Here is a 14209-nt window from a genome sequence, read left to right on the forward strand (position 1 = left end):
ACGCTCTCGGACACCTGCCCGATCGCTTCTTCCTTCAACCGCCTCCGCACTCTCAACGACGGTCACTCGAAAGAGTTACGGGTCGGACGGCGGCCTTCGGCACTCTACGTGAGGGGCCGCACACGGAGGAGAGCGTCGCAGGTCATTCGTCCTTCATCGAAAGCTATGCCCCATTTAGCGGGTTTTCTTCCCTTTTCGCAGTGTCTGTGGCTAGATTCGCAATGAGTCATATTTACATCTACTTCGACAGTAGGTGTACCGCCAGGACTTGCCGGGGCCCGGAGGAGCCCCGCCGATCAGCCATCCACCCGCCCACCAATCCGTTCGACACGGTTTCAAGGGGACAAGCGCAATGGCAGATTTCTCCCGCCTTCCCGGACCCAACGCCGATCTGTGGGACTGGCAACTGCTCGCGGCCTGCCGCGGAGTGGACAGCTCCCTGTTCTTCCACCCCGAGGGAGAGCGCGGCGCGGCACGGAGTGCGCGTGAGAACTCGGCGAAAGAGGTCTGCATGCGGTGCCCGGTACGCGCTGAGTGCGCGGCACACGCACTCGCCGTACGCGAGCCCTACGGCGTATGGGGCGGCCTCACCGAGGACGAACGCGAAGAGCTCATGGGACGCGCCCGGAACCGCCTGATCTCGGCGGCACCGGCGAGCGCGTCGGTCGCGCCGGCCACGAGCACGGCGTCCAGGACGCCCATGACATCCATGACACCCATGACGACATCGGCGGCGGCCGCGGGCCGGCCGATCGTGGAGCGTATGTGAAGGAACGTTTCTTCAAGTAGGTCGCACCCAGAGGCCGTACACGGAGGCCGTGCGCACGCGCGCGCCGGGCGGGTCCCGCGCGCGCGTGGCGGCCCGGGGCAAGGCGCGCGCGAGACGCCCGGGGCTACGCGCGCGTGGCGGCCCTGGTGAGTTCGTCCAGCGTGGCGGCGACGGCCGGGACCTGGGCGAGGTCGGGCAGCGTGAGGGCCACGATCTCCCGCTCGACGGCCGGCTCCACGGTGATGGTCCGCGCGCCCTTGGGGCGTACGGACTCGATGGCCAGCTCCGGCAGGACGGCGACGCCGAGCCCGGCGCCCACCAGGCCCACCACGGCCGGGTAGTCGTCGGTGGCGAAGTCGATGCGGGGGGTGAAGCCCGCCTCCTCGCAGACGTCGACGAGCTGGCGGCGGCAGCGCGGGCAGCCCGCGATCCAGGACTCGTCGGCGAGTTCCGCGATGCCGACCGCGTCCGCTCCGGCGAGCCGGTGCCCCTCCGGCACCAGGCCCACGAGGCGGTCGGCGAGCAGCGGCCGGACGACGAGGTCGTCCCATTCGGCCTGCCCCGCCCCGTACCGGAAGGCGAGGGCCACGTCGCAGTCGCCCTCCCTGAGCATCTCGACCGAGCGCGGCGGTTCCGCCTCGACGAGGGAGACCCGGGTCCCGGGGTGCGCGGCGCGCAGGGCGGCCAGCGCGGTGGGCACGAGGGTGGAGCTGCCGCTCGGGAAGGAGACCAGGCGGACGCGGCCGGCCCGGAGTCCGGCGATCGCGGCGATCTCCTCCTCGGCGGCGGTGAGCCCGGCCAGGATGCCGGAGGCGTGCCGCACCAGGACCTCGCCGGCCTGGGTGAGGCGCATCTCGCGTCCCGTGCGGATCAGCAGCGGGGTGCCGGCGGAGGCTTCGAGGGCCTTCATCTGCTGGCTGACGGCGGGCTGGGTGCAGCCGAGTTCGCGCGCGGCGGCCGAGAAGGAGCCGGTGGCGGCGACGGCGCGCAGGACGCGGAGGTGGCGTGCCTCGATCATGCGCTCAATCATAAGCGAATCTTGGATCGAGAGGCGAATATTCGCCTGCGCCTTTGGGGCCAAGGGGGGCCGCAGCCCCTAAAGTGCCGGTCATGACCTTGCTGAGTGTGAATGCGGGCCGTGCCATGACGGTGGAGTACACCGACTCCGCGTCCGGGATGACGGGCATCGACAAGCGCCCCGTCGACGGCCCCGTGAGGATCGAGGCCCCCGGGCCGCCCGGTGTGGGCCGGAGCGGCGTGGCCGGGGACGACGTGTGCGACCTGCGGTTCCACGGCGGGAACGACCGGGCCGCGTACGCCTTCGCCCGTGAGGACCTGGACCGGTGGGAGGCGGAGCTCGGCCGCGAGCTGGCCAACGGCTCCTTCGGCGAGAACCTCACGACCCTCGGACTCGACGTCAACGGGGCCCTGATCGGCGAGCGGTGGCGGATCGGCGACGAGGTGGTCCTCGAGGTCACCGGGGGCCGCATCCCCTGCCGCACCTTCGCGGGCTTCCTCGAGGAGAAGGGCTGGGTCAAGCGGTTCACGGGGTCGGCGGCGGGACCGGGCGCGCTGCTGCGGGTCATCGAGCCGGGCGAGGTCCGGGCCGGCGACCCGATCACGGTCGTGCACCGCCCCGACCACGCGATCACGGTCTCCTTCCTGCACCGTGCCGCCACCACCGAGCGGGCCCTGCTGCCCGAGACCCTCGCGGCCGCCGAGTGGATGGAGTCCGGACTGCTCGCGCTGGCACGCCAGTACGCGGACAAGTACGCGGAGGACGGCACTCCGTAGCCGAACGGCCGGGCATTACGGTGCCCGTATGACGACTGCATTGATCACAGGCGCCACCGCGGGCATCGGGGCCGCCTTCGCACGGAGGCTCGCGGCGGACGGCCACGACGTCGTGCTCGTGGCGCGGGACACGAAGCGGCTCCGGGAGCAGGCCACCGAACTGCACGACCGGCACGGCGTCGAGGCCGAGGTGCTCGCCGCAGACCTCGCCGACGAGAAGGGCATCGCCACCGTCGAGGCCCGGCTCTCGGACCCGAAGCGGCCGGTGGACCTGCTGGTGAACAACGCCGGCTTCGGCAACAAGGGCCGGTTCCTCGAAGTCTCCATGGCCGACGAGCTCAAGATGCTCACGGTGCACTGCGAGGCGGTGCTGCGGCTGACCTCGGCCGCCGCCGCCTCGATGAAGGAGCGCGGCCGGGGCGGCGTCGTGAACGTCGCCTCGGTGGCCGCCTTCGTGCCCCGCGGCACCTACGGCGCGTCCAAGGCCTGGGTCGTGCAGTTCACCCAGGGCGCGGCGCGCGACCTCGCGGGCAGCGGCGTACGGCTCATGGCGCTCTGCCCGGGCTTCGTCCGCACCGAGTTCCACGAGCGCGCGGGGATGGGCACGGACAACATCCCCGGCTGGATGTGGCTCGACGCGGACAAGCTGGTGACGGCGGCGCTCTCGGACCTGGACCGCGGGAAGACCCTGTCGATCCCGGACCCCCGCTACAAGGCCCTGATGGGCGTGGTGAAGCTGGCCCCGCGCGGTCTGCTCGGCGGCGTCTCCTCCAAGGCGGGCCGCAAGTACGGGCCGAAGTAGGCCTAGGGAAGCGGGCGCGGCCCGGGTTCTTCGAGGGGTACGGCCGTGGTCGTGCCGTCCCGCCAGGTCACGGTCAGCAGGCGCCCGTCGGGCCGGACTTCGGCGAGGTCCCGCGCGGGGGCCGGGTCGGGGACGGCGGTGAGGGACGCGAGGGCCACGAAGAGCGAGGCGGGTCCGCGGGTGGTGCCGTGGAGGGCGGGGGTGCGGCTGCCGGGGCCCTGGAGGGTCTCCCCGGTGGGGAGTTCGGTGAGCTCGGGGCCGTAGCCGTGGACCGGGTGGAGCTGGGAGACGGGGCCTTCGGGGTGCGTGGCCCAGCCGGTCTGCCGTACCGGGGTGCCGTCCGGGGCGCCGAGGACGAGGTGGGCGCGGACCTCGGCGCGGCCGTGGGCGAGGGTCGCCGAGAGGACCCGGACGCCGGGCAGCGGGTGGTGGAGCGAGGCGGCCCAGCCGGGTCCCGTGCCGGCCGGGACGGCGGGGCCGCGCCGGGTGGGCCGTCCGTCGGCGAGCAGGGCGAAGTGGTTGTCGGCGGGGGCAGGCGGGGCGGTGGGTCCGGTACGGGTGGAGTAGGCCTGCCGGGCGTATCCGGGGTCGTCCTCGCCGCCTTCGCCGCTGTGCACGTGGTTGGTGCCGTGGTTGTGGAGGCGTACGAGCCCGTCGGCGGCGGTGGTCTGGACGAGGAGGCCGGCGGGGGCGAAGGCGCGGACGGTGTCGGCGCGTTCGGCGGGCAGCGGTTCCTCGGGGTCGGTCCAGGCCGGGTGGCCGGCGGGGAGCAGGAGGCCGAGGAAGCCCTTGGAGGCCCAGTAGGGGGAGCCGGGGCCCGAGTACTCCTGGACCAGGGGCGGGTGGGGGCCGTGCCAGCCGAGGGTGAGGAGCCCGTGCTCGTCGGTGGCGCCGCGGTCGTGGAAGTACTTCAGGGCGCCGGAGGCGAGGCGGCGGGTGGCGCCGGGGGTGAGCGGGGTGTGCCCGGTGAGGGTGCCGAGCCAGGGGGCGGCGGCCGCGGCGAAGCGGTAGATCAGGGACCGCCCGTACGGGAGGGGGGCGCCGTTCGCGTCGAAGAGGTGGACGTAGTCGTCGAGATGGGCGCGGAGGCGGGGCCCGTAGTGGTCGAGGAGTTTCGGGTCGCCGGCCAGGTGGGCGTGCAGGACCGGGTAGAAGTGCAGGGCCCAGGCGTTGTAGTGGTCGAAGGCGCGGTTGTCGCCGTCGCTGTACCAGCCGTCGCCGAGGTACCAGTCCTCGACGCGGGCGAGGGAGCGGTCGATCGTGGCGGCGGCGCGGTCCGTCTCGATGCCGGCGTCCTGGAGGAAGCCGGCGACGGTGAGGCCGAAGAGCCACCAGTTGTTGTCGACGGGGGACGGGCCGAGGGCGGGCAGGAGCCAGTCGGCGACGCGCTGCCGGGTGGGGTCGTCGAGGCGGTCCCAGAGCCAGCGGCGGGTGAGGCGGAGGCCGAGCGCGACCGAGGCGGATTCGACGATCGCCTGGCGGGTGTCCGCCATCCGGGGCCAGGAGTCGCGGTCCTCCCGTCCCGGCTCTGCGGTGCCGGCCGCGAGGCCTTCGGCGTACCGGTCGAGATGGCCGTGAGGGTCCTCGCCCTGGGCGCCCGCCGTGCGCAGGGCGGCGAGGAGGAAGGTGCGGGCCCAGCCTTCGAGTCCGTCGGAGCGGGCGCCGGACCAGCTGGGGCGGGGGCCCGGGAGGTCGACGAGGCCGCCGCGCGGCGAGGTGTGGGGGCGGACGGCGAGGAGGAGCCGGTCGGCCTCGGCCTCCCAGTGCGCACGGGTCCAGCCGGTGTACGGGCTGAGCTCACGGTTCTCGGGCGGCGTGGGCATGATGCTCCCTGTGGCTCCCTGCGATGACCCTTCGCCGGGAATCCTGGACAGGCTCCGATCGAACGTCAAGGCAACGGGAGCGAATGATCGAAACTCCCGTCGTTCGATCATCTCCGGGCTAGGGTGGGCCCTCACCGGCCCCGGTCCGGGAACCACGACCACCGCGAGGGGGAACTGCGCCGTGCGCGAGAGTGCTGCCGAACGACACGACCGACTGCTGGCCCTGGTGCGCGAGCGCGGCACCGCCCGCGTCTCCGAACTGGCCGAACGCCTCGGGGTCTCCCCCGTCACCGCCCGCCGGGACGTCGAGGCGCTGGCCGCGCAGGGCCTGCTCGACCGGGTGCACGGCCAGGTGTCCTGGCCGCGCGGGCAGAGCGCCCCGGGTGCCGGACGGGCCGGCGAGGGCCTGGTCCTCGGCCTGCTCGCGCCCTCCGCCACGTACTACTTCGCCGAGGTCATCCGCGGGGCCCACGAGGCGGCGGCGCGCGCCGGCGCCCGGCTGGTGCTGCGCGTCTCCGACTACCGGCCCGAGGAGGACCGGGCCCGCACCGAGGGGCTGCTCGCGGCGGGCGCCGAGGGCGTGCTGGTGGCGCCCGGCTGGCGGGGCCCCGAGGACCGGCTCGCCTACGGGGACTGGCTGGCCGAACTCCCGGTGCCCGCCGTGCTCCTGGAGCGCCGGGCCGAGCCGGGCAGTCCTCTCGACGGCCTGGACCGGGTCGCGTCCGACCACGCCCACGGCGTCCTGCTCGCCCTGCGCCACCTGCTCGCCCTCGGCCACGCGACGCCCCTCCTGGTGGCCCGCCGCGACTCCCCCACCGCGCTCGCGGTGCGCGCGGGGTACGCCGAGGCGCTGGGGACCCTGGGCCTGAAGGAACCGCGCCCGGTCATCGACTCCGTACCCGCCGAGGCGGACCCGAAGGGCTTCGAGCGGGCGGTGCGGGCCCTGTACGAGGCCGTCCGCTCGGACCTCGCGGACGCGGCCCTGGTCCACAACGACGTGGACGCCATCGAGATCGTGCAGCGCCTCGCCGAGCTGGGGGTACGGGTCCCCCAGGACCTGGCCCTGATCGCGTACGACGACGAGGTCGCGGCCCTGGCCGACACCCCGCTGACGGCGGTCGCGCCGCCGAAGCGGCAGGTGGGCAGGCACGCCACGGAACTCCTCGTGGAGCGGCTCACCGAGAGTCCGGACGAGGACGCGGCCCGGCGCCACCTGAGCCTCCTGCCGAGGCTGCGGGTGCGGGCCTCGTGCGGGGCGGACACCAGGGCGCACCCCGGAGCCCCCACCGGCTGATCGATCTGATCTTTTTTCGATCAATCAATCTTTCGCTCTTGACTTCGGTCATGAACGGTCACAGGATCACGGCCACAACCTCCCAGCCGCCCCGCCCCCAGGAGCCGAGCCGTGACCCGTAGTTGGAGCAGAACATCCCGCGTCATAGCCGGCACCGCCACCGCCCTCGCCGTCCTGACGGCCTGCGGCGGTAGCGGTGACGACACCGCGAACAAGTCGAACGGGCCCGTGACCATCACCTTCTGGGGCTGGGCCAAGGGCTCCAAGGACGTCGTGGACGCCTTCAACGCCTCGCACACCGACATCCAGGTGAAGTTCGAGGAGATCCCCTCCGGCACCGCCGGCGGCTACGCGAAGATCTCCAACGCCGTGAAGGCCGGCAACGCCCCCGACCTCGTCTCCATCGAGTACTCCTCGCTCCCCGAGTTCGTGAGCTCCGGCGCCCTCCAGGACATCGGCGACCAGTTCACCGAGGCCGACCGCGCCAAGCTGCTCCCGCAGAGCGTCGAACTCACCACCCTCGGCGGCAAGTCCTGGGCCGTCCCCTTCGACGCCGCCCCGCAGGCCTTCTACTACCGCAAGGACCTGTTCGCGAAGTACAAGGTCCAGGTCCCCACCACCTGGGACGACTTCAAGAAGGCCGCCGAGCAGGTCAGGAAGGCCGACGCCAAGGCCCGTATCGCCACCTTCTTCCCCGACGACCCGACCACCTTCGAGGCGATGGCCTGGCAGGCCGGCGCCCAGTGGTTCAAGGCCGAGAACGACACCTGGAAGATCGACACGACCGACCCGGCGACCACCAAGGTCACCACGTACTGGCAGGGCCTCCTCGACGCCGACCTCGTCCACAAGGACGCCTCCTTCAGCCCCGAATGGGTCGGCTCCCTGAAGAACGGCACCACCATCGGCTACCTCGGCGCCTCCTGGGGCGCCGGCGTCCTCAAGGGCAACTCGCCCGAACTGAGCGGCAAGTGGGCCGTCGCCCCCATCCCCAGCTGGGACGGAAAGCCCGCCAGCGGCATGCTCGGCGGCACCTCCTTCGCCGTCACCAAGGACAGCAAGCAGAAGGCCGCCGCCGTCACCTTCGCCGAATGGATGTCCACCACCGAGGACGGCGTGAAGGCCCGGATCGCCTCCGGCACCTCCTCCGCCTTCCCCGCCGCCACGGCCCTGCGCCCGGTCGCCAAGAAGGCCTTCGACGCGAGCTACTACGGCGGCCAGGACATCTACGCCCTCTTCGAGGCCGCCGGCGCCTCCATCAACCCCAACTGGTCCTGGGGCCCCACCACCGGCACCACCAACACCGCGATCAAGGACCGGTTCGGCAAGATCTCCCAGGGCGGCCCCGGCATCGCCGACGCCGTCAAGGCCGGCCACGACGCCACCGTCGCCGAACTCACCAAGCGCGGCCTGAAGGTCGAGGGCTGACCGCATGAAGGCCCGAACCCGCGCCGCGGCGATCCTGCTGACCCCCTTCTTCCTCCTGTTCACCGCGGTGATGGTGGTGCCGATCGGATACGCGGTCTGGCTCAGCCTCTTCACCGAGAAACAGTCCGGACTGGGCTTCGGCGGCACCGAGACCGTCTTCACCGGCCTCGACAACTACACCGCGGCGCTGGGTGACCGGGCCTTCCGCGAGGGCTTCGGCATCCTGCTCGGATACTGCCTGCTCTACATCCCGCTCCTGCTCGCCGGAGCCCTCGGACTCGCCCTGCTGCTCGACTCGGCGCTCGCCCGCGCCCGCCGCTTCTTCCAGCTCGCGCTCTTCCTGCCGCACGCCGTCCCCGGCATCATCGCCGCCCTCATCTGGGTCTACCTGTACACACCCCAGCTCAGCCCGGTCGTCCAGGCCATGGAGGCCGGCGGCATCGGCTTCGACTTCTTCTCCCCCGAAGGCACCCTGCCCTCCGTCGTCAACATCGCCCTGTGGGAATGGCTCGGCTACAACATGGTCATCTTCTACGCCGCCCTCCAGGCCATCGACCGGTCCGTCCTCGAAGCGGCCACCGTCGACGGGGCCGGCGCCTGGCGGATCGCCTTCGCCGTCAAGATCCCGCTCGTCAAGGCCTCCCTCGCCATGGTCGGCCTCTTCACGATCATCGGCTCCCTCCAGCTCTTCACCGAGCCGCTGATCCTCAACAAGGGCACCGGCTCCGCCGTCACCTCCACCTGGACGCCGAACATGTACGCGTACACCGCGGCCTTCGACCGCAACGACTACGGGCTCGCGGCCGCCGCCTCCGTACTCCTCGCCCTGACCGCAGCGCTGCTCTCCTTCGCCGTCACCCGCTTCACCGGCCGCCGCCAGGCCGGCCGGGCACGGAAGGAGCGCACGGCATGAGCAACCGCGCCCCCAGCCGCTGGCTGTCCCAGGCCGCCGTCAACGGCGCCCTCGTCCTCGCCGTCGTCTACATGCTGTTCCCCCTCGTCTGGCTGCTCACCGCCGCCACCAAGGACGCCGGCGGACTCCTCGCCGGGAACGCCTTCTCCTTCGAGGGCTTCGACCTCGGCGGCAACCTCAGCCGGCTGGCCGCATACAACGACGGCGTCTACTTCCGCTGGTACGGCAACAGCCTGCTCTACGCGGGCCTCGGCGCCCTCGCCTGCTCCCTGATCAGCGTCGCCGCCGGATACGCCTTCCACGTCTACGACTTCCGGGGCAAGGAGAAGCTCTTCGGCCTCGTCCTCCTGGGCGTGCTCGTCCCCACCACCGCGCTCGCCCTGCCCATGTACCTGCTCGCCAGCGAGGTCGGCCTCGTCAACACCTACTGGGCCGTCCTCATCCCCGTCCTCGTCAACCCCTTCGGCGTCTACCTCTCGCGGGTCTTCTGCGCCGGCTACATCCCCGACGAGGCCCTGGAGGCCGCCCGCATCGACGGGGCGGGCGAACTGCGGGTCTTCTGGTCCATCGGCCTGCGCATGGTCATGCCCGGCTTCGTGACCGTCTTCCTCTTCCAGTTCACCGCCGTCTGGAACAACTTCTTCCTCCCCCTGGTGATGCTCTCCGACCAGAAGCTCTACCCGCTGAGCCTCGGCCTGTACGCGTGGAACAGCAACGCCCACGCCGAACCCGACTTCTACCCCCTCGTCGTCACCGGGTCCCTGCTCGCCGTCGTCCCCCTCGTCGTCGCGTTCGTCTCCCTCCAGCGCCACTGGAAGGCCGGCCTCACCGCCGGCAGCGTCAAGTGAGGAAGGCCTGCTCCCACGATGCACCCCACCACTGACAAACGCCCCGCCCTGCTGCTCGCGATGGGCCCCGGCATCGCCGACCGGCTCCTCACCGACGCCCACCGCGAACGCCTCGCCGCCCTCACCCGCACCGACCCGCACCTCGTGGCCCTCGACCTGACCGCCCCCGGCCCCCGCGTCGCCGCCGCCCTCGCCGAGGCCGAACTCCTCCTCACCTGCTGGGGCGCGACCCCCCTCACCGCCGAAGTCCTCGACCGCGCGCCCCGCCTGCGCGCCGTCGTCCACGCCGCGGGCTCCGTCAAACACCACATCACCGAGGCCTGCTGGGACCGCGGCCTCCGCGTCACCTCGGCCGCCGCCGCCAACGCCCTGCCGGTCGCCGAATACACCCTCGCCGCGATCCTCTTCGCCGGAAAGGGCGTCCTCCGCTCCGCCCAGCGCTACGCCGAACTCCGCACCGACGACTCCTGGCTCACCGAATCCACCGCCCAGGGCAACTACCGCCGCACCATCGGCATCGTCGGCGCCTCCCGCATCGGCCGCCGCGTCATCGAACTCCTCCGCCCCTTCGACTGCGAGATCCTGCTGTACGACCCCTACGTGGACGTCCCGCCCCCCGGCGCGGAACTCACCGGCCTCGACGACCTCTGCGCCCGCAGCACCGTCATCTCCGTCCACGCCCCCCAACTCCCCTCCACCTACCGCATGATCGGCCCCGCCCAACTCGCCGCCATGCCCGACGGCGCCACCGTCATCAACACCGCCCGCGGCTCCCTCGTCGACGAGCCCGCCCTCCTCCCCCACCTCCTCTCCGGCCGCCTCCACGCCGTCCTCGACGTCACCGACCCCGAACTCCCCCCGCCCGACTCCCCCCTCTGGACCCTCCCCAACGTCCTCCTCACCCCCCACGTCGCCGGCTCCCTCGGCAACGAACTCCACCGCATGACCGACCAGGCCCTCGACGAAGTCGCCCGCTACGGCCGGGGCGAACCGTTCGCGGACGAGGTCAGGGCCGCCGACCTGACCACATCGGCCTGACCCTCCGCACCCCCCAGCAGCCGATCCGCCTCGGCGAGAACCAGCGTCAAGACGTCGGGCTCGACACGCAGCGCCGCGTGCAGCACGCTCGGCCAGTCCCCCAGGTGCAGGGCGAGCACGGCGAAACGGCGGGCCCACGCGGGATCGGGGTGCGCGAGGGCGAGGTCCGCGTAGGCACGGGCGCACCCGTAGCCCAGCGGGTGCAACTCCGCCAGAATCGTCGCGGCCCGCTCGTACTGGCCCTCCGCCAGGAAGTCCTCGGCGACGCCGAGGAGCAGCTCGGCGCTGCTCGACGGCACCGCCTGACGTGCGTAGGCGACCGCCTTGTCGTACTCGCCGAGCAGGACAAGGGTGCGGGCAGCCCGCTCGGCCTGGATGGCCATGTAGGGCCCCCGTACCGCGCCGCGCGCCCGCTCCGCGAACCGTTCGGCGTCCGCGCGCCGCCCGAGTGTCAGCTGGGCGCGTACGAGATCCGGTACCGCGCTGCCCTGGAAGTACCCGTCCAGCGCGGTCTCGGCCATCGCGAGCCACTCGGCCGCTTCCTCCGCCTCGCCGGCCAGGGCCTTCCCGGCCGCGATCATCGCGTGGAACCTGGCGGCCCCGTACTCGACGTTGAAGGTCGCCAGATGTGTGGCCTGGGCCCAGGCGCCGGCCTCCACCAGCACGCCCACCGCCTCCGCGAGCAGGAAGTCGCGGTCGATGCCTCCCTCGCTCGGGGCACGCTCGACCATGTCCACGGCCGCCTGGTGGTCGCCCGCCGCGACATGGGACTTGAGCACCGTCAGCATCGCCCCGGAGCGGTCCCAATCCGGGCGGCTCCGGGCCAGCTCCTCCGCGCGCCGCCACTGTCCGGTCCCCGCCAGGACGGCGATGAGGCTGCGCGTGTCCTGCACTCCGCCGGCGCGTTCCGCCGCGTCGAGCAGGGACCGGACGGTGTCCTCCTGCCCCGGGACGCGGAGCAGGTTCTCGGCCACCCGGAGGACGGTCAGGGGCGCGTCCTTCCGCGACGCCGTCCGCAGCGTGCGCTCGACGGCGGCGAGCATGCCCACCGCCGCCGCGTGCTCGCCCATGTCGAGGAGGGCCTCAGCGACACCGATGCCCGCGAAGGCACCCGACCGGCCACCGGCAGCCACCACGGCCATCGCCTCGTCCCGGCGGCCGGACGAACAGAGGGCCGACGCGTACCCGCGCACCACACCGTCCCGCTGCCACCCGTCGAAGCCGTCGAGCAGCGCCCAGGCCTCGTCCAGGTGGCCGGCGCGCACGCGGGCCTCCGCGAGGCCGGCGTGGATGCGGTGGGCGAGCTGCGACGTGATCTCCTTGAGCAGCGACTCCGTCTCGTCCAGGCAGCCCGCCGCCAGCAGCCCCTCGGCCACCGTACGCAGGACCAGGTCGCGGCCGACCGCCGTGGGCTCGGCGACGGCCTCGCGTGCCCGGTCCCAGGCCCCGGCCTCGGCGAGCTCGCGCGCCCAGAGCTCTTTCATCGGTTCGGCGAACAGCCCCCTGCGCCACCGTTCCAGTTGCTCGAACTCGCCCGCGGCGGCCAGGGCCCGCGCCACTCCTCCCGACCCTCCCGTGAAGGCATGGCGCAGGCCGCCGAAGGCCTCAAGACCCTCGGCGCGCAGGGCGGCGCCCCGCTCCTCGTGTCCGGCCTCCGTCAGCGCCCGGGAGCCGTCGAGGAGAAGGACCACGAGCAGGCTCTCGTCCTCCCGGGCCGCGTCCCGCAGCAGCGACTCGGCCTCGTCGACCCGGCCCGCGGCGAGCAGGTTCCGGGTCACCCGGTCCACGGCCCGTGCCCGGAGATCCGCGTCCTCCTCGGCGCGGGCCAGACCGGCGGCCCGTTCGTACGCCTCCGCGGCACAGAGCGCGTCGATCAGGTCCGGCAGCGTTCCGCTCCGCTGCCGGACCTCCTCCATGGCACGGACGAGCTTTTCCGCCCGGTCAAGCTCACCGACCCTCAGGAGGAGCGGCACCAGGCGCTCCGCCATGTGGTCGCGGTCCAGCTGCCGGGCCTCGCGCAGGACGAGCCCCTCGGCCTCCGCGATCAGCTCCTCGGCGCGCTCGCGGTCCCCGTGCCCGAGGAGCCGTTCCGCGATGGCGCACAGCCCGCCGTGCTCCGTGGTCCTGTTCTTCCCGCGCACCGACGCCACCGCCCGGTCCACCCGCCCCGCCGCCGCCCAAGCAGCGGCCAGCTCCACCGGGGCACCGCCATCGCGCCGGGCCAGTTCGCTGCGGCGGAAGCCGAGCCGGAGCATGGTCGGTACGAGCCCGGCGCGCTCGCCGTGTTCCAGGAGCGCCTCGCCGGCCGCGCGTATCTCCGCGACGGCCCCGCCGATGCCGCCGGTCTCCTCGAGGAGGCGGTCGTGCCGGACCTCGTCGAGGGCGCAGGCGAGCATGCGGTCGACATCGCCCGTGGCGCGGAGCATCGCGACGTATCCGTGCAGGAGGTACGCCGGGGTGGTCTCCGGCCATCCTCGGCCGCGCCATTCCTCGGCCCAGGCGTGCAGCTCGTCACGGGAGCGGTCGAGGGCGCGCCGGCCGAGCATCTCCCGGGCACCGGCGGCCAGTTCCTCGTGCGCGAGGAGGTAGGCCTCGCCGCGTACCGCGAACGTCCGCCCCGGGCCCGTACGGAGAACGTCCCTGACCCGGTAGGGGACTTCGCCGGTCAGCTCCGCGAGGTCGTCGGCGGTGAGGCCGCCGCCGGCGGCGGTGAGGAGGGCGAGGAGGTCGTGCGGGAGTCCGCCGGCCTCCAGGAGTCGTTTGAGCTCGCGTTCGGCTTCGGCCCGGATGGCGCGGGCGGCCGGGGAGGGGGTGAGGAGGCGTACGGCGCCGGGGGCGCGGAGCGGGTGGGTGTCGGGGACGTCGGCGGGGAGGGGCGGGTTGGGCCGGCCGGCGACGATGACGGGGAGGTCGGCGGGGAGCAGGCTGGCGATGGAGTGGGCTTCCGGGCCGGTGGTGACGCCGCGGTCCTCGTCGAGGCCGTCGACGAGGAGGACGAGGCGCTCGTCGCGGCCGGCGCAGGCGCGGGCGGCGGTGCGGTAGAGCCGCAGGAGGTGGGCCTCGCGGGTCGCGGAGGTGAGCAGCGCGGGCAGGCCCTCCCCGGCCAGCTCCGCGAGTTGTTCGAGGACGACGTCCACGTACGCGACGACGTCGTTCTGGGCGCCGAGGCGGGCGGTGATGAAGAAGGGGACGATCCGTACGCCGGGCGGCGGGTTGAGGGCGAACCACGCCATCAGCGCCGACTTCCCGGCCCAGGCGTCGGCCCGCCACCAGAAGTACCCTGTGCCGGTACGGGAGAAGGCGGCGAGCTCGGCCAACTCGGCTTCGCGGCCTACCAGTTCCTCGGGTGCGACCCGGCGGACCTGTTCCCAGTACGCCGAGCGGACGACCGGCGGCGGGCCGACCGCCACTTCGTTCCCATCGCCGATGATCACGATGCCCGTGTCGTTCGCCACGTCGATTCCCCGCTCCATGCCCCCATGCTGCCAGGGCATCCGCGG

Annotated in this window: 10 protein-coding genes and 1 pseudogene; 8 read left to right on the forward strand and 3 right to left on the reverse strand. The window is 73.0% G+C overall.

Features of this window, described 5'->3' with window-relative positions; genetic code table 11:
- Nucleotides 1-352 precede the first annotated feature (352 nt).
- Nucleotides 353-679: pseudogene (locus ACZ7G1_RS27840) on the forward strand (WhiB family transcriptional regulator); the annotation flags it as partial.
- Between the two features lie 214 nt (nucleotides 680-893).
- Here the strand turns inward: ACZ7G1_RS27840 and ACZ7G1_RS27845 are convergent.
- Nucleotides 894-1787 carry a LysR family transcriptional regulator gene (locus tag ACZ7G1_RS27845; protein WP_470879829.1) on the reverse strand — a complete coding sequence of 298 codons (894 nt, stop codon included), beginning with the start codon at nucleotides 1785-1787 and terminating at the stop codon, nucleotides 894-896.
- A 92-nt stretch (nucleotides 1788-1879) separates the two neighbouring features.
- Between ACZ7G1_RS27845 and ACZ7G1_RS27850 the strand changes: the two genes are divergently transcribed.
- Together ACZ7G1_RS27850 and ACZ7G1_RS27855 are read left to right on the forward strand one after the other, a co-directional pair.
- Entirely contained in the window at nucleotides 1880-2563 is a 684-nt protein-coding gene (locus tag ACZ7G1_RS27850; RefSeq protein WP_470879828.1) for an MOSC domain-containing protein, read from the forward strand.
- Between the two features lie 28 nt (nucleotides 2564-2591).
- A complete protein-coding gene (locus ACZ7G1_RS27855) occupies nucleotides 2592-3365 on the forward strand; it encodes an SDR family NAD(P)-dependent oxidoreductase (RefSeq protein ID WP_470879827.1) in 774 nt (257 codons plus the stop codon).
- A gap of 2 nt (nucleotides 3366-3367) precedes the next feature.
- Here the strand turns inward: ACZ7G1_RS27855 and ACZ7G1_RS27860 are convergent, their stop codons facing one another.
- Nucleotides 3368-5188 carry a DUF2264 domain-containing protein gene (locus ACZ7G1_RS27860; protein ID WP_470879826.1) on the reverse strand — a complete coding sequence of 607 codons (1821 nt, stop codon included), beginning with the start codon at nucleotides 5186-5188 and terminating at the stop codon, nucleotides 3368-3370.
- A 181-nt stretch (nucleotides 5189-5369) separates the two neighbouring features.
- On the opposite strand from ACZ7G1_RS27860, the gene ACZ7G1_RS27865 reads away from it, so the two are divergent.
- The 5 genes from ACZ7G1_RS27865 to ACZ7G1_RS27885 all read left to right on the forward strand — a co-directional run bounded on the left by ACZ7G1_RS27865 (nucleotide 5370) and on the right by ACZ7G1_RS27885 (nucleotide 10709).
- On the forward strand, nucleotides 5370-6482 hold the full coding sequence (locus tag ACZ7G1_RS27865) for a substrate-binding domain-containing protein (RefSeq protein WP_470879825.1): 1113 nt from the start codon (nucleotides 5370-5372) through the stop codon (nucleotides 6480-6482).
- 111 nt (nucleotides 6483-6593) lie between these two features.
- Entirely contained in the window at nucleotides 6594-7910 is a 1317-nt protein-coding gene (locus ACZ7G1_RS27870) for an ABC transporter substrate-binding protein (RefSeq protein WP_470879824.1), read from the forward strand.
- A 4-nt stretch (nucleotides 7911-7914) separates the two neighbouring features.
- Complete coding sequence (locus ACZ7G1_RS27875; protein ID WP_470879823.1) at nucleotides 7915-8823, forward strand: carbohydrate ABC transporter permease; 909 nt, start codon at nucleotides 7915-7917, stop codon at nucleotides 8821-8823.
- Nucleotides 8820-9671: a carbohydrate ABC transporter permease gene (locus ACZ7G1_RS27880; protein ID WP_470879822.1), complete on the forward strand. Its 852-nt coding sequence runs from the start codon at nucleotides 8820-8822 to the stop codon at nucleotides 9669-9671. The genes ACZ7G1_RS27875 and ACZ7G1_RS27880 overlap by 4 nt, the downstream gene beginning before the upstream one ends.
- A gap of 18 nt (nucleotides 9672-9689) precedes the next feature.
- The gene (locus tag ACZ7G1_RS27885) at nucleotides 9690-10709 is read left to right on the forward strand and encodes a hydroxyacid dehydrogenase (RefSeq protein ID WP_470879821.1); all 1020 of its coding nucleotides are present in this window, start codon (nucleotides 9690-9692) and stop codon (nucleotides 10707-10709) included.
- Here ACZ7G1_RS27885 and ACZ7G1_RS27890 read toward each other — a convergent pair.
- Nucleotides 10646-14182, reverse strand: a complete 3537-nt coding sequence (locus ACZ7G1_RS27890; RefSeq protein ID WP_470879820.1) for a hypothetical protein — start codon at nucleotides 14180-14182, stop codon at nucleotides 10646-10648. The genes ACZ7G1_RS27885 and ACZ7G1_RS27890 overlap by 64 nt on opposite strands.
- Nucleotides 14183-14209: the final 27 nt, after the last annotated feature.

The organism is Streptomyces sp. NPDC037273, assembly GCF_055603625.1.